The following is a 23,181-nucleotide window of genomic DNA, read 5'->3' as shown; positions in this document are numbered from 1 at the left end:
CCGCGAAGGCGGGGAGCGGGCGGCACCACGGCTAGCATGGGTTCAGTGAGCAGAAAGCCCAGCGCGGTCCTATGGGACATGGACGGAACACTCGTCGACACCGAACCGTATTGGATGGCGGCCGAGACAGCACTGGTCGAATCCTTCGGCGGATCCTGGACCCACGAAGACGCTCTGCAGCTCGTCGGCAGCGGATTGATCGACAGCGCGGTGATCCTTCAGAATGCCGGAGTCGCCATGGAGGCCGAGGCGATCGTGTCCCACCTGACCGACGTCGTGCAGGAATCGCTCCGCACGCAGGGCGTCCCGTTCCGTCCCGGCGCGCGCGAACTGCTCCGGGATCTCCGGGCGGCGGGCATCCCGACCGGGCTCGTGACGATGTCGCTGCGTCGGATGGCTCTGAACGTCGTGGATCTGATCGATTTCGAGGCTTTCGACATCGTCGTCGCGGGAGATGACGTCGACAACCCCAAGCCGCACCCCGAGCCGTATCTGCAGGCCGCAGCCCTCCTCGATGTCGACATCGCCGAGGTGATCGTCATCGAGGACTCGCCGACCGGTGTCCGTGCCGGCCTCGCCTCCGGAGCGCTGACGCTCGCCGTTCCGCACATCGTCCCGCTGGATCACCTCGGGGCGCACGAGCTGTGGCCGACGCTCGCCGGCCGGGGAGCCGCCGACCTCACCGATCTCTATGACAGCAGCACCGCCTCGACAGGAGCGACCCGATGACCGACTCCCGAGCTCCGCGGCCCAGCGGGCCGTTCCGCGCCGGCGATCGCGTGCAGCTGACCGGTCCGAAAGGCCGTCTGCACACCGTGACGCTCCGCGAGGACGGCGAGCTCCACACGCACCAGGGCGTGCTCCGTCATCGCGACCTGATCGGGCTGCCCGACGGCTCCGTCGTCGCCAACAGCTCGGGACACGACTACCTGGCGTTGCGTCCGCTGCTGCGCGACTTCGCGATGTCGATGCCCCGCGGCGCCGCGATCGTATACCCCAAGGACGCGGCGCAGATCGTGATGCAGGCAGACATCTTCCCTGGATCGGTGGTCGTAGAGGCCGGGGTCGGTTCCGGCGCGCTCTCGCTCTCGCTCCTGCGTGCGGTGGGACCGGCGGGAAGGCTCATCTCGTTCGAGCGCCGTGAAGATTTCGCCGATGTGGCGCGCGGCAACGTCGAGACGTTCTTCGGCGAGCACCCGGACACCTGGCGGGTCGTCGTCGGCGATCTCGTCGAGGCGTTGCCGACGGAGACCGCTCCGGCCTCCGTCGACCGCGTCGTGCTCGACATGCTGGCGCCGTGGGAGTGCATGGATGCCGTCGCTGAGGCCCTCACCCCTGGCGGGGTCGTGCTCTGCTACGTGGCGACCGCGACGCAGCTCTCCCGGGTGGCCGAGTACATCCGTGGCACGGGGCTCTTCACCGATCCCGATGCCTCCGAAACGATGGTCCGCGGCTGGCACGTCGAGGGTCTCGCCGTGCGGCCGGATCACCGGATGGTCGCGCACACGGGATTCCTCCTCACCGCACGTCGACTCGCACCGGGTGCCATCGCGCCCTCGGTGAAGCGGCGGGCGTCCAAGAGCAGCTACGGCGACGAAGACGTGGAGGCGTGGACCCCCGGCGCCGTCGGCGACCGCGAGATCAGCGACAAGAACCTGCGCAAGCGCGCGCGGGAGGCGGAGAAGGCCGCCGAGGGGGCGCGCCTGGCCGCCGCATCGCGCGATTCCGGGCACGCGACGGAATAGACTGGAGCGCGTGCGTAAAACGTCCGCCGTTCTGGCCTCTCTCAGCCTTGCCGTCCTCGCCCTCACAGGGTGCACCGCGACCGCATCCGACGGTGTCGCCGCTTGCGATCGCGGGGGCAACGACAAGATCCTGAACGTCGCCGACGTGAGTGGTGACCTCGGCTCGGTCCCGGACGTCACCGTCTTCGGGCCGGTGAAGAGCGACAAGACCTCGTTCGCCGACGTCACGGTCGGCGACGGGCTCGCGCTGGGCTCGGACTTCCAGCCGGTGGTGCTGGACATCGCCTTCTACGGCGGCGACAGCGGCAAGAAGCTCTATCAGTCCGAGTTCAACGGCGACCAGAGCCGCGTCCACAGCATCGACTACTGGGCGCAGCGTTCCGCGGGGCTCTCGGACGTGCTCGAATGCGCGACCGAGGGCAGCCGCGTCCTCGCCGTCCTGACCCCCGAGGACTTCGGCGAGCAGAACGTCCAGGCGTTCGGCCTCGACAAGGGCGAGAACATCGTGGCCGTGATCGATGTGCTCGACGTCATGCCGTCGAAGGCCACGGGAGCGCTCCAGTTCAACGACGCACGCGGCATGCCGACGGTGGTGCGCGCTCCTGACGGAACTCCCGGCATCATCATCCCCGACGTTCCGGCGCCCACCGAGATCACCACCCAGACGCTCATCAAGGGGGACGGCCCGAAGGTGAAGAAGGGCGACATCGTCGTCTCGAACGTCATGGGTGTCGGCTGGGACGACAAGAAGGTCACGACGAGTTCCTGGGGCAAGGATGCCAGCGTCAGCGTTGCTGCAGAGCAACTCGTCGGCGCCGCTGTCGGCTCTCAGCTCCTCGTCGTGTTCCCCGCGGCCGAGAACACTCCCGCGACCGCGATCGTCGTCGACATCCTGGGCGCAGTGACGGCGCCTGCGCCGTGATGGCCGCCCGGATCCCCGCGGAGGAGCGCCTGACGAATCTCGTCGTGGCGTTGATGGCCACGGAGATCGGGTTGACCAAGCAGCAGATCCTCGACAACGTCTCCGGCTATCGGCAACGCGCCGAAGCGGGCACCCGCTCGGACGCCCTGGAGAAGATGTTCGAGCGCGACAAGGACGAGCTGCGCTCGCTCGGCGTGCCCATCGAGACCATCGGGGACGCCGCGGACCCGAACGATCTCCGCGAAGCGCGGTACCGCATTCCGCAGGCGGAATACGATCTCCCCAGCGACATCGAGTTCTCGCCCGCCGAGCTGGCGGTGCTGCAACTCGCCGGCAGCGTGTGGAGCGCGGAGTCGGTCTCGGGCGATGCGCAGTCCGGCGTCCGCAAGATCCGAGCCCTCGGCATCGACGGCGACGAACCGATCATCGGGTTCGCGCCGCGCATCACGGCACGAGACGCCGCCTTCTCGCCGCTGCAGGATGCGATCGAGCGGTGCAAGGTGGTGACGTTCGAGTATCTGAAGCCCGGCGAGGACACGCCTCGTCGTCGGCGTATCCGCCCCTTGGCGCTGGTCGACTACGAGGCACGCTGGCATGTCTTCGGCATCGACGTCGACGTCGAAGAAGATCGCACTTTCCTCCTCAGCCGGGTCGTCGGCGACGTGCGCGTGAGCACGCAGAGCTTCGACCCCGCGCTGCGTGACGGGGCGGGGGATCGCGCCCTCGCCGGGTTGGAACGCGTCGCATCCGAGAACTCCGCGCTCCTGGAGGTCACGCCAGGGACTGAGGCCGCACTGCGCCTGGGACGACGGGCCACATCCGCAGCACAGGGGATCAACGTCCCCTTCGTCGACCTGCACATCCTCGCGGATGAACTCGCCTCGTACGGTCCGGAAGTCAGAGTGGTCGAACCCGCCCTGCTCCGGGACGCGGTGATCTCGCGCCTTCGTGCCGTCGTGCGAGCCCACACCGACGTCGAGGAGGCGAAATGAGCGCGAAGGCGAAGCCCCTGCTCGCGGCTGATCGCGTGCGGGTCTATCTGACCCTCGTCCCTTACCTCCTCGAGCACGGGCAGGTCTCTCTCCAGGAGGCGGCGACAGAGTTCGGCGTGACTCCGCAGGAGATGCGGAGCATGGTCGAGAAGCTCACCGTCATCGGTCTGCCCGGGGAATCGGGCTACTGGCAGCAACCTCAGGAGATGTTCGACATCAACTGGGACCTGCTCGATCTGGACGACGTCATCGAGATCACCAACGACGTCGCTCTGCGTCGTGTCCCACGGTTCACCGCGCGTGAGGCTGCCGCGCTCCTGGCGGGTCTGCAGATGGTGGCTGCGGTGCCCGCCGTCTCCGATTCGGGCCTCGTCGCCGGCCTGATCTCCAAGCTCTCTCGAGGCGCCGCGGATGCGCCCGCCGATGTGGTCGTCGCTCCGAGCGCCGTCGACGAGGTTCGCGAGGCGGTCGCCCGCGGACTTCATGAGGGGGTCGCGATCTCCTTCACCTATCAGGCTCCCGACGCAGCCCCGACGACGCGCACGGTCGACCCGATGCAGATCCTCATCACAAACGGACAGTGGTACCTGCAGGGGTGGTGTCACCTCCGACAGGCGATGCGCACCTTCCATCTCGATCGGGTGAGCGCCCCCACGCTGACCGACATCCCGATCACCCATGCGGGCGATCAGGTTCCCGAGGCATTCGCAGGACTCGACGATGAGCGCGAGGTCACGGTTCGTGTCGCCGAGCGGTTGGCTCCGCTCCTGAACGGATTCCTTCCCCCCGGTGAGACCGAGGTGATCGGCGGGGCCGTGACAGCGCGCCTCCATCTCGCCGACCCACGGGGCATCAAGCGGCTGGCTGCGCGCTTCGGCGGAGCGATGGAAGTCCTGGAACCCGGTGTCGCCCGCGCAGCCGCGAGGGACTGGGCCGCCTCGGGACTCGCCCTGTATCGCCAACCCGAAGCAAAGGTTTGATCTGTAGACTGGAGTGAACGCTCACCGACGACGGGAATCCTGACATGTTCGCTGGAATGCAAGGCTGGCACCTGCTTATCGTGCTCGCCGTGATCCTCCTCCTGTTCGGTGCTGCCAAGTTGCCGGCTCTCGCGAAGAGCATGGGACAGTCCGCGCGCGTGTTCAAGGGCGAGATGAAGGCGATGAAGGACGACGACGCCGCTCGCACCGATTCCGCAGCCGCCGAGCCGACCACGGTGAAGGACTCGGGAATCGACCCTGAGACCCCGCCCCGCGCCTGACCGGCCGTGGCAGCCATCGAACCGACCGTGATGCCGAAGGCGGATCGGGATCGACGGATGTCGCTGGGCGCGCATCTCGTCGAACTGCGCAAGCGCCTGATGTTCGCTGCGCTCGCGCTGCTGGTCGGCATGGTCGTCGCGTTCCTCATCGCCGACCCGATCATCAACTTCATCACCGAGCCGGTACGGATCATCGCCGAGAAGCGCGGAGACGACTTCAGCGCACTCAATTTCGGCACGGTCACGGCCGCGTTCGACATGCGCATGCGGATCGCCTTCTCCATCGGCATCTTCCTGTCGGCTCCGGTATGGCTGTGGCAAATCTGGGCGTTCATCATGCCCGGTCTCACCCGCAAGGAGGTCAGGTACACGATCGGTTTCGTCGTGGCCGCCGTTCCGCTGTTCTTCGCCGGCTGCTACCTCGGCGTCATGATCATGCCCCACATCATCGAACTGATGTGGAGCTTCACGCCCGCCGGGGCGACGAACCTCTACTCCGCCCAGGAGTACTACGACTTCATCTTCAAACTGATGATCGTGATCGGCATCTCGTTCGTATTGCCCGTGTTCCTGGTGGCACTCAACCTCGCAGGCGTCATGTCCGGACGGGCGATCCTCAAGGGATGGCGTGTCGCGATCATCATCGCCACGGTGTTCGCGGCGCTCGCGACGCCGGCGGCTGACGTCGTCAGCATGCTGATGCTCGCGGGCATCCTGATCGTCCTCTTCTTCGCCGCCGCAGGTCTCTCGCTGATCTTCGACCGACGAAAGCGCAAACGCGACGAGGCATCAGGGCTTCTGCCGGATCCGGCATGAGTTCGCCTTCCGAGAGGTACGCCCGCGCGCAGGAAGCAGTGGAGCACCCGCAGTCGACGGCGTTCGCCGCACTGCAGAAGTTCCAGCTCGATCCCTTCCAGGTCGCCGGCTGTCACGCGCTCGAGAGCGGCCGGAGCGTGTTGGTCGCGGCGCCGACGGGCGCCGGGAAGACGATCGTCGGCGAATTCGCTATCCACCTCGCGATGCAGACCCCGAGTGACAAGGCGTTCTACACGACGCCGATGAAGGCCCTCTCGAACCAGAAGTTCCGAGAACTGGTCGACGTCTATGGTGCCGACGACGTGGGACTCCTTACGGGCGACACGAACATCAACGGCAACGCACGGATCGTCGTGATGACGACCGAGGTCCTTCGCAACATGATCTACGCCGATTCCTCGGCCCTCCGCGACCTCCGCTACGTCATCATGGACGAAGTCCACTACCTCGCCGATCGGTTCCGGGGCGCGGTGTGGGAGGAGGTCATCATCCACCTCCCCGCCCGTGTCCGCCTCGTGTCGTTGAGTGCCACGGTGTCGAACGCGGAGGAGTTCGGCGACTGGCTCGACACCGTGCGCGGCGACACCGAGGTGATCGTCTCCGAGATCCGTCCCGTGCCGCTCGAGCAGCACGTGCTCGTCCGCGACGACCTCCTGCCGCTGTTCGACGACCGCGCTGGTCTCGCCACGGCGCAGGTGAACCAGGAGTTGATGCGGATCCGCTCGTCGACGGGCACGACCTACGAGAACAACCGCCAGGCGCAGTCCTATCGCAGCGACCGTCATGCCGGCCGTCAGGCGAAGCGGCCTCCGCGGGGAGGGCGTCGTCCGGTGCGTGCCGCCAATGCCCGCCGGATCGAGCGGATGGACCGCCCCGACGTCGTGCGGCTTCTGGAGCGGGCGAATCTGCTGCCGGCGATCTTCTTCATCTTCAGCCGCGTGGGGTGTGACGCCGCGGTGCAACAGGTGCGCCGCTCGGGGATCCGGCTCACCTCGAATGAGGAACGTGCCGAGATCCGGGCCATCGTCGAAGAGCGCACGCGCACGCTCCAGGAGGAGGACCTCGGCGTCCTCGGCTACTGGGAATGGCTCGACAATCTGGAGCGCGGCGTGGCGTCGCATCACGCGGGGCTGCTGCCCGCCTTCAAAGAGGTCGTCGAAGAGCTCTATCAGCGCAAGCTGGTCAAGGTCGTCTTCGCCACCGAGACGCTCGCGCTCGGGATCAACATGCCGGCACGCACCGTTGTGCTCGAGAAGATGGAGAAGTTCAACGGCGAGGCCCGGGTGGCCATCACCTCGGGGGAGTACACCCAGCTCACCGGGCGCGCAGGACGCCGAGGGATCGATGTCGAGGGTCACGCCGTCGTGCAGTGGACCGAGGGCATGGATCCGCAGGCGGTCGCTGCACTCGCCTCCCGCCGCACCTACCCGTTGAACTCCAGCTTCCGGCCGACGTACAACATGGCCGTCAACCTGATCGACCTGTTCGGCAAGCCCAGGGCCCGTGAGATCCTGGAATCGTCGTTCGCCCAGTTCCAGGCCGACCGTGCCGTCGTCGGGCTGGCGCGGCAGGTGCGTGAGGCCGAGGAATCGCTGGCCGGCTATCAGAGCGCAATGGCGTGCGAACACGGCGACTTCCCCGAGTACGCGGCGATCCGACGCGAGCTGAGCGACCTCGAGAAGAAGAACCGTCAGGACTCGAACGCCCCGCGCGCGTCGCGCGACAAGCGCATGAAGCGCATCCAGACCCTGCGGACGCAGATGCAGCGTCACCCGTGCCATCGCTGTCCCGACCGCGAAGCGCACGCACGCTGGGCGGAGCGCTACTGGAAGTTGAAGCGTCAGACGGATCGCATCCGTCGCCAGATCGAGACACGCACCGGGACCGTCGCGCGGGTCTTCGACCGCGTCGTCGAGGTCCTGGAGACGCTCGACTATCTACGTGATGAGGACGGGGAGACCACGCTGACCGAGGCCGGACGGACCATGCGTCGCATCTACGGCGAACGTGACCTGCTCGTCGCGGAGTCCTTGCGTCAAGGCCTCTGGGCCGGCCTCGATGCTCCGTCCCTTGCAGCCATGGCGTGCTGTCTGGTGTACGAACCCCGCCGCGACGAGGCGAACACGGGGGAGAGGGGTCTACCGCGAGGGCCCTTCCGCGCGGCGTATGAGAAGACGACCACGCTCTGGGCCGAGCTCGACGACCTCGAGCAGGACCACCACCTCCCCGGAAGCGAGCCCCTGGCCGCAGGCCTGGCCGGCGCGATGCACTCCTGGGCGCGGGGCGGGATGCTCGACCGAGTGCTGGTCGATGCGGATATGGCGGCCGGGGACTTCGTGCGCTGGGCCAAGCAGACGATCGACCTGCTCGACCAGCTGTCGATCGTGGCCGAGGATGCGGCTCTCGCGCGTACGGCTCGTGCCGCGCTCGACGGGGTGCGTCGCGGCATCGTCGCCTACTCGTCGATGTGAGATGGACGGAATGACCGAGAAACCAGCGCCGCAGCGCGCCCTCCTGCCACTTTGGGCCGCCGTGCTCGCTGCCGCACTCGCCGCCCTGGTGATGGACCTGGCCTATCCTGAGGCCGCGATCTGGATTCTCGCCTTCCCCGCGACCGCGCTTCTGCTCGTCGCGCTGATCGGGCGCCGGTTCGGTGGGGCTCTGCTCGTCGGTCTCGTCTACGGCATCCTGTTCTTCGCGCTTCTCGTCTCCTGGACGTCGCGATACCTGGGACCTGTTCCCTGGGCCGCCCTCAGCGTGGTGGAAGGTGTGCTGACCGCCGTCGCCCTGGTTCCGATCGCCCTCGCGTACCGTTGGATGCCGAAGGCCTTCCCCGGGACCGCAGGACGTCTCCTGGGGCTTCCCACTGTCATCGCCGCCCTTTGGGTCGCTCGGGAGCTGTTCATCGGCTCCTGGCCCTACGGGGGCTTCCCCTGGGCACGGATCGGCATGAGTCAGGCGGAGAGCCCTCTGGCATCCGTCACGTCCTGGGTCGGCGTCAGCGGTCTCAGTTTCCTGATGGTGCTCGTCGTCGCGATGCTGATCGAAGTCGTCCGACTGCGTGCATGGCGTGGTCCGCTCCTTCTGATCGCGCCCGCCGCCGTCCTCGCGGTACTGCTGTTCACCCCGCTCTTCCCGACGTCCCCGAGCGGTTCCCTGCGCATCGCGGCGGTGCAGGGGAACGGTCCCACCGGCTACTTCGATGACCGTGAAGCGTTCGCCGTCATCCAGGCGCAGACCGAAGCCACAGCGCCTCTTTACGGCGAGGATGTCGATCTCCTCGTCTGGCCCGAAGGCTCACTGGACGGCGACCCCTTCCAGATCGACGCCCTCGCTCGACGGATGACGCTCGTCGCCAATCGGATCGACGCCCCGTTGCTGGCGAATGCGGCCACCGGGCGCGACGACCGCTTCTTCAACACCTCCATGCTCTGGAACACCGACGGCTCCGCGACGCAGCTGCACGACAAGCGTCACCCTGTCCCGTTCGGGGAGTATGTACCCGACCGCGCCTTCTTCAACGCGCTCGCGCCCGATCTGATCGGGCTCATCCAGAGGGAGTACACGCCGGGGTCGAACCCCCCGATCATGGATGTGGGCGACGTGCGCGTCGGTCTCGCCATCTGTTTCGACGTGATCTACGACGACGTGATCTGGCAGGGACTGAACTCCGGTGCCGAGGTGCTGGTGTTCCAGACCAACAACGCCGACTTCCGCGGTACGGACGAGAACCTCCAGCAGCTCGCCTTCGCGCGGATGCGGGCGATCGAGACGGGCCGCAGCGTGGTGAACGTCTCCACGGTCGGCACCAGCCAGGTCATCCGCGCGGACGGCTCGACGGTCACCAGCCTGGACGCAGATGAGGCCGGAGCGATGCTCGAAGATGTCGAGCTCCGGTCCGGCCTCACGGCGGGTGTCGTACTGGGCCCCTGGGTGCAGGCGATTCTGCTGTGGGGCGGTCTCGGCGCGCTCCTCGTCGGGTGGTGGCGCGCCAGGAGGCGCTAGGCGCCGATCTTCTCGCGGGTCGGGTCTTCGCCGGCACCGCGCCGGGCGCGGATGAAGGCGAGGCGCTCTTCGAGGAGCTCTTCGAGCTCGGCGCGGGTACGGCGCTCCAGGAGCATGTCCCAATGGGTGCGGGCGGCCTTCTCATCGCTGGCCTCGAGCGTGACGGCCTGACCGTCGACGTTCAAGCGCGCCTCGGCGCCGCACGCGCGGCACTCCCAGGTCTGGGGCGGCTCTGCATCCGCCGCGAACATCAGGTTCGTGACGTGGCCGCAAGTGTCACAGGTGTAGGTGGTCTCACGGCGCTCCATGAAAACGACGCCCTCTTCGCTCTGTAGGCTCTGGGCGCCGAGTCGGATGCCGCGCAGGCTGCGATCTGCCATTGTGTGGTCCTCTCGTCGCTGTCAGGTATAACGCTCCAGCCTGTGCGCTTCATCCACGCGCCCGCCTTCTCGGCGGAACTCACAGGTTAATCCCAGCGCCGGAGGTTATGGGGCGAGTCGGGAGTCAGTGGGGAGAGAGCGTCTTGAGAGCGAGATCCGCGCGATCGGAGACGATGCCGTCTGCCCCGAGGCCGACGAGTCGCCGCATGTCCTCGGGGTCGTTGACGGTCCACACATGGACCTCGACGCCGTGCCGGTGCGCCGCACCCAGGAGCGCGGGGGTCAGGACCTTTAGCGCGCCGTAGCGCTCGGGCACCTGCAACGCGTCGATCTCGCGGAGCAGGCGGGCGGGGGAGAGGTGGAGTGCCGAGGCCCCCCGCAGGGAGGCGATCGTCCGGCTCCCTCCCGACGTCGCGGGACGGAGAGCGGCGCCGGCTCGCAGGACCGAGGCGAGGGCGGCACGGCGGTTCGCGTCGGAGAAGCTGGTCAGGAGGACGCGGTGGGTGTGATCGACCAGGATCGGGCCGAGAGGCTCGACGGCTGCGGCCGTCTTCACATCGATGTTGAAACGCACGTCCGGGAACGAAGCCAGCGCCTCCGACACCGTCAGGAGTCCACCGTGGTCGGCGAACAGTGTCCGCAGTTCGCGTGTGCGCACATCGTGGACCCTTCGGCTGTCGCCGATCAGACGGGTCAGGGTCGTGTCGTGGAACAGCACCACATCGCCGTCCGCGGTGACCTGGCAGTCGGTCTCGACATAGTCGACGCCCGCCGCGTGCGCGGCGGCGAAAGCCGCGGCAGAGTTCTCCCAGACGCCGGAGTCCTCGCCTGCCGCGGTGATCAGACCGCGGTGGGCGAGGACTCGGGGATGCCGCGTCTTCGAGAAGTACGGGTGCGTCACGCGCCCGGAAGCGTGTTCGTCGGGCCCTGGCCCGCCTTCGGAGTGAACGCACTGCCGATGCCCTTGAGCGCCTCGGTGAGTTCGCTCGGGATGATCCACAGCTTGTTGGACTGCCCCTCGCTGATCTTCGGCAGCATCTGCAGGTACTGGTAGGCGAGCAGCTTGTCATCCGGCTCGCCCTGGTGGATGGCGCTGAAGACGTTCTGAATCGCCTCGGCCTCACCCTGTGCGCGGAGCACAGCAGCCTGCTTGTCACCCTCTGCCCGGAGGATCTCGGCCTGACGGGCACCCTCGGCCTCGAGGATCGCCGACTGCTTGGTTCCCTCGGCCGTGAGGATCGCGGCGCGTCGGTCACGCTCGGCGCGCATCTGCTTCTCCATGGAGTCCTGGATCGAGATGGGCGGGTCGATCGCCTTCAGCTCGACGCGGCCGACGCGGATTCCCCATTTGCCGGTGGCCTCGTCGAGCACGACGCGCAGCTGCCCGTTGATGTTGTCGCGGCTTGTGAGTGCCTCTTCGAGGTTGAGGCCACCGACGACGTTGCGAAGAGTGGTGGTGGTCAGCTGTTCGACCGCACCGAGGTAGTTCGCGATCTCGTAGGTGGCTGCGCGCGCGTCGGTGACCTGGAAGTAGACGACCGTGTCGATCGACACGACCAGGTTGTCCTCGGTGATGACCGGCTGCGGCGGGAAGGACACGACCTGCTCGCGCATGTCGATCAGGGGGCGCAGGCGATCGATGAACGGGACGAGGACGTTCAGACCGGGGGTCAACGTCTTGTGATAGCGCCCGAGGCGCTCGACGACCCCTGCCGTCGCCTGGGGGATGATGCGGATCGCACGGGCGACGGTGACCACCACGAAGATGATCACCGCGATCACGAGGATCCACAGGATCGCTGTGGGGATGAACGATGCGTCGTTCACGGGTTCTCCTAGTCGTTGACGGGACGGACGATGGCGGTCGCACCGTTGATCGCGGTCACGGCGATCGGAGCGCCCTGCGGGATCGGCACGGGCGTGGCGGTGCGAGCGGTCCAGGTGTCGCCGTTGGCGAGCTTGACCTGGCCGGAGATCTGAGTGATGTCGTGCAGCGCGATACCGCGCAGGTCGACGAGGGCGTCGACATTCGACTTGGTCGGATCTTCTCCGCGGCGCAGTCGCTTGAGGAGCGGGGGACGCAGGAAGAGGATGAACAGCGCGGCGGCGGCCGCGGCGATGATGACCTGCAGCCAGACCGGAACACCGATCAGGTCCGTGACCAGCCCCACGACGCTGCCGAAGCTCAGCATCAGGAAGGTGAAGTCCAGCGACAGCATCTCGATGACGAGGAAGACGGCGATCAGGACCAGCCAGCCGATCCATGCCCATTGGTCGATGAACGTGACGAATGTCGTGAAGTTGTCCATGCGGCCTCCTTTGTGGTCAACGTATCACGCGGGCACCGACGGATCAGGGTGCCACAGCGCGCGCTTGATAGTGTGAGAGGGCCGTGCGATCACGGCTTTTTCACGCATCATGAGGAGTCACCGTGACCGACGTTCTTCCCGCAGGATCCCTTGACGGCAAGGTCGCTCTTGTCACCGGTTCATCGCGGGGCATCGGCGCCGACACCGTGCGCTACCTCGCCGAGGCAGGCGCCGACGTCGTCATCAACTTCCGCAACAAGGCACCGCGTGCAGAGAAGCTTGCCGCCCAGCTCCGCGAGCTCGGCCGTCGCGCTCTCGTCGTCGGCGCGGACCTGACCGACCAGGCATCCGTCGCCGAGATGTTCGAGGCGATCCGCGCCGAATACGGGCGGCTCGACGTCCTCGTGCTCAACGCCTCCGGCGGCATGGAATCCGGCATGGCCGAGGACTACGCCCTCGCGCTGAACCGTGACGCCCAGCTCAACGTCCTGAACGCGGCGACGCCCCTGCTCGGAGACGGCGCGCGCGTCGTGTTCGTCACCAGCCACCAGGCGCACTTCATCCGGACCACGCCGACCATGCCGGAGTACGAACCGGTGGCACTCTCGAAGCGGGCGGGGGAAGACGCGCTCCGCGAGCTCATCCCCGGACTGACCGAGAAGGGGATCGGGTTCACCGTCGTCTCGGGCGACATGATCGAAGGAACGATCACGGCGACTCTGCTCGAGCGCGCGAACCCGGGCGCCATCGCCGAGCGCCGGGAATCGGCCGGCAAGCTCTACAACGTCTCGGAGTTCGCAGCCGAGGTCGCCAAGGCCGTCATCGACCCGGTACCGGCGGACAACACGCGCCTCGTCGGTGACGTGAGCGCCTTCGCCGCCGAGTAGCCAGGGCGCACAGATCGGCCCCGTCCTGCACGCTGCGGGACGGGGCCGTTCTGTTTTCAGACCGAGAGGATCAGCTCGTCGCTCCACCCTGCACGGCGGAGACGTATTCCTTCTCGTCTCGACCGAGCGTGATGGCGCGCACGATCTGGATGATTCCAAGCACGACCAGCGAGATGCCCAGCAGCAGCCAGAACGCGAAGCCGGCGATGAGCGGCGAGAACAACACGATGATTCCCGCGACGATGCTCAGGATCGCGTAGAGGACGGTCCAGACGCGCGAGCCGTCGCTGCCCAGCAGTGTGAGCGCGACGATCCCATCGACGATCCAGCTGACGCCGATGAAGATCACGACCACGAAGGCGAGCGTGGCGGCGGCGGCATTCAGGTTGAAGTACGCGATGACACCGGCAGCGATGTAGAGCAGGCCGAGGACGATGTGACCGACGCGCGCCCACCCGCCCTTCGCGCTCGAGAAGATGCCGAGTCCGACGTAGACGAGACCGGCGATGATGAGGTAGGTGGCGAAGATCGCCGTCACGATGACCGCGGACTTCACCGGCCAGACGAGGAGGACGATTCCGGCGAGCAGCGCCAGCACACCGGCGACGGCCAGCGTGACGCGGATCGACTTGAACAACGACTTGGCCTCCGTGAGTGGTTCAGACATGGTGGGGACCCCTTTCTGAGAAGATCCTGTGAGGATGCACCCTCAGGGTAGCGCTCCGCCGGGCCGGAGCGGGGGAGAAGCCGTCTTCCGCGTTTCGTTCCGTCATGCCGCGACTTCCGGGGACATGGCAAGATCAAGTCGTGACCGACGTCGACGAAGTTCGCCTCCGCGAACTCACCGTGATGAGGAGAGTCCGAGACCGCATCGACCGGGAGTACGCGCGACCACTCGATGTGGAGGCGCTCGCGCGCGGGGTGCACATGTCCGCAGGACACCTGAGCCGGAAATTCCGTGAGGCCTATGGCGAATCCCCGTACTCCTACCTGATGACCCGACGGATCGAGCGGGCGATGGCGCTCCTGCGGCGCGGAGACCTGACGGTGACGGAAGTGTGCTTCGAGGTGGGATGCTCCTCACTCGGCACGTTCAGCACGAGATTCTCCGAGCTGGTCGGTGTCGCACCCAGCGTGTACCGTGAACGCGCTGCCAGCGTCGAGGGAATCCCCTCGTTCCAGGCCAAGCACGTGACCAGACCGATCAGGAATCGAGAAGCGCCGCGCACCGATGCGCACCTAACGTGAACACCATGAACATCAGCATCCACTACGCATTCCTCCCGCACACCGATGCCGAAGCGGCCCTCGCGTTCTATCGCGACGCCCTCGGCTTCGAGGTGCGCAACGATGTCGGGTACGACGGCCTGCGGTGGCTCACCGTCGGGCCCGAGGGTCAGCCGCAGACATCGATCGTGCTGCACCCGCCGGCAACCGATCCGGGCATCACGGACGCCGAGCGTCAGACGATTCTCGAGCTGATCGCCAAGGGCAGCTACGCGGCCCTCACGCTGGCCAGCGATGACGTCGACGCCCTCTTCGAGCGTCTCGTCGAACGTGGAGCCGATGTCGTGCAGGAGCCCATCGATCAGCCCTACGGTGTGCGCGACTGCGCGTTCCGCGATCCTGCAGGCAACCTGCTGCGTATCAACCAGGCCGCCTGACCTTCTCCACCGATCCCACGAAAGACGCCGATGACCACGGACGAGCACCCCGCAGACACCCACGACCTGATCCGCGTACAGGGTGCGCGCGAGAACAATCTCAAGGACGTCAGCGTCGATATCCCGAAGCGCCGTCTGACCGTGTTCACCGGCGTGTCTGGTTCGGGGAAGAGCTCGCTCGTCTTCGACACGATCGCGGCGGAGTCGCGGCGCATGATCGACGAGACCTACAGCGCCTTCGTCCAGGGGTTCATGCCGTCGGTGCCCCGTCCAGATGTCGACATCCTCGAGGGTCTGACCACGGCGATCATCGTCGACCAGGAGCGTCTGGGAGCGAACCCCCGATCGACCGTCGGCACCGTCACCGACGCCAACGCGATGCTCCGCATCCTGTTCAGCAGGCTGGGGCAGCCCTATATCGGCGGACCGACCGCCTTCTCGTTCAACATCCCGACGCAGAAGGCCAGCGGTGTCATGACAGGCCCGGGTGGAGAGAAGAAGATCGTGAAGGATGCGATCTACCTCGGCGGCATGTGTCCGCGATGCGAGGGCAGGGGAGCGGTGTCCGACCTCGATCTCGCCCAGATCGTCGACGAGTCGAAGTCTCTCGACGACGGTGCCATCATGGTGCCCGGCTACACGGCCGACGGATGGATGGTGAAGGGGTTCTCCCAGTCGGGCTTCTATCCCGCGGATAAGCCGATCTCCCAGTTCACCGACAAGCAGCGGCACCTCTTCCTCTACGGCGAGGTCACGAAGGTGAAGATCTCCGGGATCAACATGACGTACGAGGGTCTCATCCCGAAGATCACGAAGTCGATGCTTTCGAAGGACCTCGACGCGCTGCAGCCGCACATCCGGGCCTTCGTGGAGCGCGTGGCCACGTTCGCCGTCTGCCCGGAGTGCGATGGGACGCGGCTCACCGAGGGGGCGCGGTCGTCGAAGATCGAGGGTGTGAGCATCGCCGAAGCGTGCCGCATGCAGGTGACAGACCTGGCCGATTGGGTCCGGGGACTCGATCTCCCCGGAGCCGGCCCGCTGCTGCAGGCGCTCAGCGCCAATCTCGACGCCTTCGTGACGCTCGGCCTCGGATACCTCAGTCTGGAGCGTCCGTCGGGCACGTTGTCCGGGGGAGAGGCGCAGCGCATCAAGATGCTGCGGCACCTCGGGTCATCGCTCACCGACATCACCTACGTGTTCGACGAGCCGACGATCGGTCTGCACCCGCACGACATCCAGCGCATGAACGGCCTGCTGCTGAAGCTGCGGGACAAAGGCAACACCGTGCTGGTCGTCGAGCACAAGCCAGAGACCATCGCGATCGGCGACCACGTCGTCGATCTGGGGCCTGGTGCGGGCAGCGCCGGTGGGGAGATCTGCTTCGAGGGCACGGTCGAGGGGCTGAAGGCCAGCGGCACCAAGACCGGTGACCACCTCGAGGATCGGGCCCAGCTCAAGGAGGCAGTGCGCTCCGGAACCGGATCGATCGAAGTGCGCGGGGCCACGGCGAACAACCTCCAGGACGTCGATGTCGACATCCCGACGGGGGTCCTCACCGTCGTGACGGGCGTGGCGGGCTCGGGCAAGAGCTCGCTCATCCACGGGTCGGTGTCCAAGCGCGACGGAGTCGTGGCGATCGACCAGGCCGCGATCAAGGGCTCCCGGCGAAGCAACCCGGCGACGTACACGGGACTGCTCGAGCCGATCCGCAAGGCTTTCGCGAAGGCGAACGGCGTGAAGCCGGCTCTTTTCAGCGCGAACTCCGAAGGCGCCTGTCCCTCGTGCAAGGGCGCGGGTGTGATCATCACGGAGCTCGGCTTCATGGACACGATCGAGACTCCCTGTGAGGACTGCGGAGGCAAGCGCTTCCAGGCCGGGGTGCTGGAGTACAAGCTCGCAGGCAAGGACATCACCGAGGTGCTCGATCTGCCGGTCTCCGAGGCCCGGGTGTTCTTCAGCGACGGGGAGGCCAAGCTGCCCGCCGCCACGGCGATCCTCGGGCGGATGGAAGACGTGGGACTCGGCTACCTGTCACTCGGGCAGCCGCTGTCGACGCTGTCCGGTGGCGAACGCCAACGCATCAAGCTCGCGATCCAGATGGGGGAGAAGGGCGACGTCTACGTGCTCGACGAGCCCACGACCGGCCTTCACCTCGCCGATGTGGACAAGATCCTGGGACTGCTGGATCGACTCGTGGATGCCGGCAAGACCGTGATCGTGATCGAGCACCATCAGGCAGTCATGGCGCACGCGGACTGGATCATCGACATCGGGCCGGGAGCCGGACACGACGGTGGCAGGATCGTCTTCGAGGGGACGCCGAGGGATTTGGTATCCCAAAAATCGACACTCACGGGGGAGCACCTCGCGCAGTACGTCGGAGCGTGAGAATGGTCGGAGCGCGTGCCCGCGCCCGCACTCCGACCATCACGCGTCTCCGGCGGCTCCGCCTCCGTCGACGCGCGCGATGATCGTGTACGTGCAGGGGATCAGGTCCCGCTCGGCTTCGGGCCAGGCGTAGCCGCCGGACACCTCGACCATGCGATCGCTGAATCGCCACGGCAGCGTACGGCCTTCATCGAAGTGGACGAGTCTGAGCCCTGCACGCAGCAGCGCGCCGAGGATCTCGGACAACGGGTGCGGCCACTCGTAAGTGCGGGCGTGGTCGATACGACCGTCGCCGGCATACGTGCTGTCGTCGTCCCACTGCTGCGCGCGACCGGTCGCGAAGTAGGAATAGCGCGTGGTCAAGGTGTCCGCGTCCTCATCCAGCGCATACAGGGCGGGATGACCGTCGCGGATGAAGAACATCCCGCCCGGACGCAGCAGCTGCACGATCTGCGCCGCCCACCGATCCAGGTCGTCGAGCCAGCTGATCGTCCCGATACTCGTGTACACGACATCGAAGTCACCGGTGACTGCAGCCCGTGCATCGAGCACATCGGTCTGCACCCACGTCGCATCGATACCCAGACGCGCGGCGAGGTCGGTCGCCGCACGGAGCGCAGACGGCGAGAAATCGACGCCGGTCACCGTCGCACCGGCGCGAGCCAGGGAGACCGTGTGGGTGCCGATGTGGCATTGCAGGTGACAGAGATCGAGGCCGGACAGACCGTCCGCAGGAAGGAACGAGGTCATCGTCGCGAGGTCGTCGCGAACGACGTCGCTGAGATGCGCGGGATCGTCGAACGCAGCGAGCCCATAGGCTTCCGTGTGCACCGGGACGCGATCCTCCCAGTTCTCCTGATTCGCGCGTCGCGCAGATTCCCAGTCGATGTCGACGTTGCTTCCGTTCACGAGGCGAGCCTATCGATCACCGCTCTCGGATCACGAAAGATAGCCGATAATGCACATTATGTCAGCTAAGAAGATCGTCAGCGCCACCGGTGACAGATGCAGCTCCCGGTACCAGCACTCCCCCGTGCGATGATCGGTGCGTGTATCCAGCCACCCACGAGCCGCCCGGATATGCGTGTCCGTTCTGCAAATTCCAACAGGGTCTGTACGACCAACTCAGCATGCCGTCCGACGTGGTCGCCGTCACCGACCGTGCATTCGCGCGGATCGCGCCGAAGTGGTGGCCGGGGAACCCCGGAGCGGTCCTCGTCATCCCGCGGACGCACGTGGAGAACATCTACGACCTGTCACCGGAGGACGGCTTCGCGGTGTGGGATCTGACGCAGAGGGTGGCGATCGGCATCCGGTCATCCTACGGATGCGAGGGGACCTCCATCCGGCAGCACAATGAGCCCGCAGGAGACCAGGACGTCTGGCACCTGCATGTGCATGTGTTCCCCCGCTTTCCCGACGATCGGCTGTACCAACGACACGGAGACGCGGAGTGGGTGGATCCCGGCCGTCGCGAGACATTCGCGTCGAGACTCAGGGCCGTGCTGGGAATGCCGTTCTCGCTCGATTGATCGCCGGACTCGACCCGCCTGGCGGGCGCTGCAAGGATGGTTCGATGACTCTCACGGGCAGTGGCTCCACGCGTCTCGTCATCCTGCGCGGCGACGCCGCATCGGGGAAGACGACGACTGCGAGGGCACTGCGACCGGCACTAGGTCAACGGGTCGCCGTCATCTCTCAAGACCACTTCCGCCGTGAGCTGCTGCACGACCCCAACCGGTTGAGACGCTCTCGAGCGGCGAGCATCCTGATCGTCGGCGCCGCCCGGCAGGCGCTGGACCTCGGTTACGACGTCATCCTCGACGGGATCTTCAATCTGCGCGACTACGCCGAAGCCTTCGAGAGCTTGTACCTCGACCATCGCGGAACGACAGGAATCTATCAGTTCGACGTCGGCCTCGAAGAGACGATTCGGCGCCATGCCGGAAGGCCTCTCGCGAACGCTTTCGGGGAGGACGAGATCCGCCGATGGCACGACGGGTGGCAACCACTCCCCTGGTTCGATGAGCGACGGGTCGGCCCCGAGACGACCACCGATCAACTCGTGACGATGATCCTCGAAGATCTCGGCCACCGCATCGTCGACTAAGCCGGTTCCTCAGCCGCCGGATCAGCAATCGGCCACGGTGACCGGAGTCGGCTGTACACGAGCATGTCCCGGCGCTCATCGCCGATCTTCTGCCACGAATGAAGCAACCCTTCGCGCGCATAGCCCGCCTTCTCAGCAGTCCGGAGCGAGGGCCCGTTCGTCGGATCGATGTGCAGCTGCAGACGATGCAGATCGGCGAGGTGCCACGCCCATTCCGTGAGGGTTTGCAGCGCGCTGTAGGCGTATCCCTCGCCGCGTCGCGTGGGTCGGATCCAGTAGCCGACGGTCGCTCGACCCTGGTCCCGGTCACGAAGCCACAGCCCGATCTGCCCCACGCATTCTTCGTTCGCCTCGATCGCGAACGAGTAGCCGATGCCCTTCGCTGCCCGCTCGTGCTGCCGGACCAGCCACGCGCCGGCTAGCCCGGGATCAGCGACGATGGGAACGGTGGTGACGTCGGTGATCGAACGATCGAAGGACGCCTCCAACACGGCATCGATGTCAGATTCCTCGAAAGGTCGGAGAACGATCTCGGGGCCCTGTACCCGCGGAACGCTGAGTCCTGAGGTACCCGCGATCGCTCCGCTGTGCCGATCGACGAGATCACGGCGGTAGGTGATCATGGGCTCGCCGCCGAGCGGGTGCGGGACAGGCTCCGAGACCGCCGCGAACCCCTCCGATTCGTAGAGCTGGATGGCGGCGTTCCCTCGCCGCACCGCGAGTTCGAGGCTGAAGAAGCCGGCACCCGTCGAATACTGAATCGCATCGCGCAGCAGGGCACGACCATGTCCCTGCCCGGCGGATGACGGCATCACGGCGATCCGCTCCAACACGGCCGTCGTCTCGTCGTGTGTCTTCGGCGTGGTGAGAGCGAAACCCGCCAGAGGCTCCCCCGTGAGCGCGAACCGGAGGACATGGCCATCGAACAGCTTTCGCATGCGATCGGCGATCGAGCGGGAGTCGACATCCCCGTCACGGTGCCGGAGCGCGTGAATCCAGACGTCCACGCATCTCTCGATGTCCTCGGGGATGTCACCCGCCACGATGTCCGCCATACCGGCAATCGTCGCACGCGCGACACCGGCGAAGCCACGGCTGATTCCTACTGCGTCGACCAGACTCCGAGCTCCGTGCCCGTCGGGTCGGCGAAGTGCAGGCGTCGGCCGCCGGGGAACGCGTACGGCTCTTGGAGGATCGTTCCGCCGGCCTTCTCGATAGCCGCCTTCGTGGCGTCGAGGTCTTCCGAATAGAGCAGTACGAGCGGACCTCCGACGGGACGCGGCTCGTCGGCCAGCATCAGACCACCGGCTTCGTTGCCGTCTCCTCGTGGCGACACGATCCCGGCGTATCCTGGGCCGTAGTCGTTGAAGCTCCAGCCGAAGGCGTCACCGAAAAAGCGCTTCGACGCCTCCATATCGGTGACGACGAGCTCGATGTAGTCGAGTGAGTGGTGCAAAGGGGAACTGGTCATGGCGCCACCGTAGCGACCCCGACCGACATCGAGCGGAGGTCGCCGAATGCGCGTCCGCGGAGGAGTAGCGTTGAGGCGTGCCGCAGGTCTCTCCCTCCCCCGTCTCGACACCGGGGTGGAGAGCCTGGGTGATCTGGTCGGTCGGAGTCGCCGCTTACGTGTTGGCCATCACGAACCGCACATCGCTCGGCGCTGTCGGCGTCGAAGCGGCCGACCGCTTCCAGGCGGATGCATCGACGCTCGCTCTTTTCGCCGTGGTCCAACTCGCCGTGTACGGCGGAATGCAGATCCCGATCGGAGTGCTCCTCGATCGCTTCGGCTCGCGCCCGATCATGACCGTCGGCATGCTGCTGATGGCCGCGGGCCAGCTGACCATGGCCCTCTCCCCCAGCATCGGCATCGCGATCTTCGCGCGCGTCCTGCTCGGTGCCGGTGATGCCGCGATCTTCCCCGCGGTGCTACGACTCGTCGCGACCTGGTTTCCCGCCCAACGCGGGCCGCTCATGGTCCAGTTCACCGGCATCATCGGTCAAGCCGGCCAGCTGATCGCCCTGGTCCCGGTGGCCGCACTCCTGCACGCCACCAACTGGACCATCACCTTCGGCAGCATCGCGGGCCTCGGTGTGCTGTTCACCATCCTCGTGGCGCTGGTGATTCGCAACCATCCCGCAGAGCGCGGCGCCGACGTCACGGTGAACACCGATACCGGTGTCGTCCGCGTCGTCACCTCCGCCATAGATACCGGTGTCGGCATACGTGCCGCCTGGGCACACCCGGGCACGCGGCTGGCCTTCTGGTCGCACTTCACGACCCCGTTCGCGGGTACCGCGTTCGTGCTGCTCTGGGGAATGCCCTTCCTCACCGCGGCGGAAGGGCTCGACACGGCCCACGCCGCGGGAATCATCTCCGTATATGTCGTGGCCGGCATGCTTCTGGGACCCCTCATCGGCGACCTCTCCCGGCGGCTTCCGAATCACCGGTCGCTCGCGCTGGTGCTCCCCGCCGTCGGGGTGCAGATGGCAGCGTGGGTCGCTGTCATCGCTGTGCCCGACACCGCGCCCATCTGGCTCCTCTATGTGCTGGCGATCGCCCTCGCGACCGGAGGGCCCGCCTCCATGATCGCGTTCGACCATGCGCGGACGCACAACCCCACCCACCGTCTGAGCACCGCCACCGGTGTGACGAACGCGGGAGGGTTCATCGCCGCGCTCATCGCCATCTTCCTCATCGGCCTCGCACTCGACCTGCAGGGCGCCGGCACTCCCGAGACATACTCGCTCGAGGCCTTCCGGATCGCGTTCCTGATGCCGATCCCCCTCTGGATCATCGGCACAGTGTTCATCCTCATCGAACGCAAGCGGACGCGCATCCGGATGGGCCTCGATCCGGAACGTCGGCGCTGAGCGCACCCTATCGGAGCAGGTGCTGCAGCGTCTCCACGATGAGCTCGACGCTGACGCGCTCCGGCACCTCGTCGTCGCCGGCTTCGAACTCCGCGAGTTCGATCCCCCGGACCGAGTCGGACGGCAGCGCCGCGAAAATCGCCGCCACGTGGTGAGGCAGCAACCCGCCTCCGACCCGGTAGGCGGCGGGGATGTACCCGGGTTCGAGCACGTCCCAATCGACGTGGATCCACACGGGACGTCCGGCGACGAGTTCGAGGACGCGCTCCGGCGTGCTCTCGGAAGGAGCGAGAACGGTGACCCCCGCTTCGGCGAGCAACTCACCCTCAGCGACGTCGATGTCGCGACCGCCGACCACGATCACCTGCGTCGGATCGATGCCGTCGCCGTGCCCACTGTCCCAGAGTCCGCACGCCGCGGCCAGGACCATACCGCCGAGATAGCCCGAATCCGTCGTATCCGGAGTGTTGAAATCGCCGTGTGCGTCGATCCAGAGCACGACGGCGTCGGGATGGTGCTCGGCAGCAGTGGGAAGAGTGCCGAGGCTCGCCGCACAGGTGTTCGTGATCAGGAGGGGTGTCGCGCCCGTAGAGATGGCGTCGTGCACCGCTGCGCGCAATCCGCTCAGAGTCGCCTCCGCTTCGGGAAGCGCGACGGACCAGTCATCGACCAGGCCCGGTGTCGGGGTACCGACGACGTGCGGTTCGATCTCCAGCAATGCCGAGACCGCGTCACCCACGCGTCGTGCCCCCACGAGCGCTCCGTCGGTGCGATCGGCCACTCGGCCTTGGGAGACGATGAGCGCGTAGGAAGGTGCCATGTCCCCAG

General features: G+C 66.7%; 25 protein-coding genes. 16 read left to right on the top strand and 9 right to left on the bottom strand.

Annotated features, from left to right (window positions below; translation table 11 throughout):
• Positions 1-36 precede the first annotated feature (36 nt).
• From GZ64_RS0105120 to lnt, 9 genes are read left to right on the top strand one after another with little or no spacing between them, the layout of a single operon-like run.
• Positions 37-729: an HAD family hydrolase gene (locus tag GZ64_RS0105120; protein ID WP_029259217.1), complete on the top strand. Its 693-nt coding sequence runs from the start codon at positions 37-39 to the stop codon at positions 727-729.
• Positions 726-1,745, top strand: a complete 1,020-nt coding sequence (locus tag GZ64_RS0105115) for a tRNA (adenine-N1)-methyltransferase (RefSeq protein ID WP_029259218.1) — start codon at positions 726-728, stop codon at positions 1,743-1,745. The genes GZ64_RS0105120 and GZ64_RS0105115 overlap by 4 nt, the downstream gene beginning before the upstream one ends.
• A gap of 10 nt (positions 1,746-1,755) precedes the next feature.
• A complete protein-coding gene (locus tag GZ64_RS0105110) occupies positions 1,756-2,667 on the top strand; it encodes a hypothetical protein (RefSeq protein ID WP_029265391.1) in 912 nt (303 codons plus the stop codon).
• A complete protein-coding gene (locus GZ64_RS0105105) occupies positions 2,667-3,659 on the top strand; it encodes a helix-turn-helix transcriptional regulator (RefSeq protein ID WP_029265390.1) in 993 nt (330 codons plus the stop codon). Before GZ64_RS0105110 ends, GZ64_RS0105105 begins: the two co-directional genes overlap by 1 nt.
• The gene (locus GZ64_RS0105100) at positions 3,656-4,639 is read left to right on the top strand and encodes a helix-turn-helix transcriptional regulator (RefSeq protein ID WP_029265388.1); all 984 of its coding nucleotides are present in this window, start codon (positions 3,656-3,658) and stop codon (positions 4,637-4,639) included. The genes GZ64_RS0105105 and GZ64_RS0105100 overlap by 4 nt, the downstream gene beginning before the upstream one ends.
• A gap of 44 nt (positions 4,640-4,683) precedes the next feature.
• Positions 4,684-4,920 (top strand): Sec-independent protein translocase subunit TatA, encoded by a 237-nt coding sequence (gene tatA, locus GZ64_RS0105095; protein ID WP_021200561.1) that lies wholly within the window; start codon positions 4,684-4,686, stop codon positions 4,918-4,920.
• A 57-nt stretch (positions 4,921-4,977) separates the two neighbouring features.
• Complete coding sequence (gene tatC / locus GZ64_RS0105090) at positions 4,978-5,736, top strand: twin-arginine translocase subunit TatC (protein WP_029259222.1); 759 nt, start codon at positions 4,978-4,980, stop codon at positions 5,734-5,736.
• Positions 5,733-8,207: a DEAD/DEAH box helicase gene (locus GZ64_RS0105085; RefSeq protein ID WP_029265387.1), complete on the top strand. Its 2,475-nt coding sequence runs from the start codon at positions 5,733-5,735 to the stop codon at positions 8,205-8,207. The genes tatC and GZ64_RS0105085 overlap by 4 nt, the downstream gene beginning before the upstream one ends.
• 1 nt (position 8,208) lies before the next feature.
• Positions 8,209-9,741: an apolipoprotein N-acyltransferase gene (gene lnt, locus GZ64_RS0105080; RefSeq protein ID WP_021200564.1), complete on the top strand. Its 1,533-nt coding sequence runs from the start codon at positions 8,209-8,211 to the stop codon at positions 9,739-9,741.
• Here lnt and GZ64_RS0105075 read toward each other — a convergent pair.
• From GZ64_RS0105075 to GZ64_RS0105060, 4 genes are all read right to left on the bottom strand, one after another.
• On the bottom strand, positions 9,738-10,121 hold the full coding sequence (locus GZ64_RS0105075; protein ID WP_021200565.1) for an RNA polymerase-binding protein RbpA: 384 nt from the start codon (positions 10,119-10,121) through the stop codon (positions 9,738-9,740). The two genes, lnt and GZ64_RS0105075, sit on opposite strands and share 4 nt — an antisense overlap.
• Before the next feature lie 124 nt (positions 10,122-10,245).
• Positions 10,246-11,022 carry a glycerophosphodiester phosphodiesterase family protein gene (locus GZ64_RS0105070; RefSeq protein WP_029265386.1) on the bottom strand — a complete coding sequence of 259 codons (777 nt, stop codon included), beginning with the start codon at positions 11,020-11,022 and terminating at the stop codon, positions 10,246-10,248.
• A complete protein-coding gene (locus GZ64_RS0105065; protein WP_029265385.1) occupies positions 11,019-11,948 on the bottom strand; it encodes an SPFH domain-containing protein in 930 nt (309 codons plus the stop codon). The genes GZ64_RS0105070 and GZ64_RS0105065 overlap by 4 nt, the downstream gene beginning before the upstream one ends.
• A gap of 8 nt (positions 11,949-11,956) precedes the next feature.
• A complete protein-coding gene (locus GZ64_RS0105060; RefSeq protein WP_021200568.1) occupies positions 11,957-12,430 on the bottom strand; it encodes an NfeD family protein in 474 nt (157 codons plus the stop codon).
• Positions 12,431-12,552: 122 nt separating this feature from the next.
• On the opposite strand from GZ64_RS0105060, the gene GZ64_RS0105055 reads away from it, so the two are divergent.
• Complete coding sequence (locus tag GZ64_RS0105055; protein ID WP_021200569.1) at positions 12,553-13,317, top strand: SDR family oxidoreductase; 765 nt, start codon at positions 12,553-12,555, stop codon at positions 13,315-13,317.
• A 70-nt stretch (positions 13,318-13,387) separates the two neighbouring features.
• On the opposite strand, the gene GZ64_RS0105050 is transcribed toward GZ64_RS0105055, so the two are convergent.
• A complete protein-coding gene (locus GZ64_RS0105050; RefSeq protein ID WP_021200570.1) occupies positions 13,388-13,984 on the bottom strand; it encodes an HdeD family acid-resistance protein in 597 nt (198 codons plus the stop codon).
• A 104-nt stretch (positions 13,985-14,088) separates the two neighbouring features.
• Between GZ64_RS0105050 and GZ64_RS0105045 the strand changes: the two genes are divergently transcribed.
• Genes GZ64_RS0105045 through GZ64_RS0105035 form a run of 3 tightly spaced genes read left to right on the top strand, consistent with a single transcriptional unit; the run spans position 14,089 to position 17,369 of the window.
• Positions 14,089-14,565 (top strand): helix-turn-helix transcriptional regulator, encoded by a 477-nt coding sequence (locus tag GZ64_RS0105045; protein WP_051667854.1) that lies wholly within the window; start codon positions 14,089-14,091, stop codon positions 14,563-14,565.
• Between the two features lie 5 nt (positions 14,566-14,570).
• A complete protein-coding gene (locus GZ64_RS0105040) occupies positions 14,571-14,981 on the top strand; it encodes a VOC family protein (RefSeq protein ID WP_029259226.1) in 411 nt (136 codons plus the stop codon).
• A gap of 30 nt (positions 14,982-15,011) precedes the next feature.
• A complete protein-coding gene (locus GZ64_RS0105035) occupies positions 15,012-17,369 on the top strand; it encodes an ATP-binding cassette domain-containing protein (RefSeq protein ID WP_029265383.1) in 2,358 nt (785 codons plus the stop codon).
• A 39-nt stretch (positions 17,370-17,408) separates the two neighbouring features.
• Here the strand turns inward: GZ64_RS0105035 and GZ64_RS0105030 are convergent, their stop codons facing one another.
• The gene (locus tag GZ64_RS0105030; RefSeq protein WP_029265382.1) at positions 17,409-18,278 is read right to left on the bottom strand and encodes a class I SAM-dependent methyltransferase; all 870 of its coding nucleotides are present in this window, start codon (positions 18,276-18,278) and stop codon (positions 17,409-17,411) included.
• A 221-nt stretch (positions 18,279-18,499) separates the two neighbouring features.
• Between GZ64_RS0105030 and GZ64_RS0105025 the strand changes: the two genes are divergently transcribed.
• Complete coding sequence (locus GZ64_RS0105025; RefSeq protein WP_081859679.1) at positions 18,500-18,901, top strand: HIT family protein; 402 nt, start codon at positions 18,500-18,502, stop codon at positions 18,899-18,901.
• 44 nt (positions 18,902-18,945) lie between these two features.
• Positions 18,946-19,479: an AAA family ATPase gene (locus GZ64_RS0105020; RefSeq protein WP_029265379.1), complete on the top strand. Its 534-nt coding sequence runs from the start codon at positions 18,946-18,948 to the stop codon at positions 19,477-19,479.
• Here GZ64_RS0105020 and GZ64_RS19655 read toward each other — a convergent pair.
• Both GZ64_RS19655 and GZ64_RS0105010 read right to left on the bottom strand, forming a co-directional pair.
• Entirely contained in the window at positions 19,476-20,534 is a 1,059-nt protein-coding gene (locus GZ64_RS19655) for a GNAT family N-acetyltransferase (RefSeq protein ID WP_081859678.1), read from the bottom strand. The two genes, GZ64_RS0105020 and GZ64_RS19655, sit on opposite strands and share 4 nt — an antisense overlap.
• A gap of 47 nt (positions 20,535-20,581) precedes the next feature.
• A complete protein-coding gene (locus tag GZ64_RS0105010; RefSeq protein WP_029265376.1) occupies positions 20,582-20,950 on the bottom strand; it encodes a VOC family protein in 369 nt (122 codons plus the stop codon).
• Between the two features lie 77 nt (positions 20,951-21,027).
• Between GZ64_RS0105010 and GZ64_RS0105005 the strand changes: the two genes are divergently transcribed.
• Positions 21,028-22,353: an MFS transporter gene (locus tag GZ64_RS0105005; RefSeq protein ID WP_029265375.1), complete on the top strand. Its 1,326-nt coding sequence runs from the start codon at positions 21,028-21,030 to the stop codon at positions 22,351-22,353.
• A gap of 7 nt (positions 22,354-22,360) precedes the next feature.
• Here the strand turns inward: GZ64_RS0105005 and GZ64_RS0105000 are convergent, their stop codons facing one another.
• The gene (locus GZ64_RS0105000) at positions 22,361-23,173 is read right to left on the bottom strand and encodes an arginase family protein (RefSeq protein ID WP_029265373.1); all 813 of its coding nucleotides are present in this window, start codon (positions 23,171-23,173) and stop codon (positions 22,361-22,363) included.
• Between the last annotated feature and the right edge of the window lie 8 nt (positions 23,174-23,181).

The organism is Microbacterium sp. Cr-K32 (assembly GCF_000708345.1).
GTDB classification, from domain to species: Bacteria; Actinomycetota; Actinomycetes; order Actinomycetales; family Microbacteriaceae; genus Microbacterium; species Microbacterium maritypicum_A.
The sequence above is the reverse complement of the archived record's forward strand: the minus strand, read 5'-3'. Positions and strand labels throughout refer to the sequence as shown.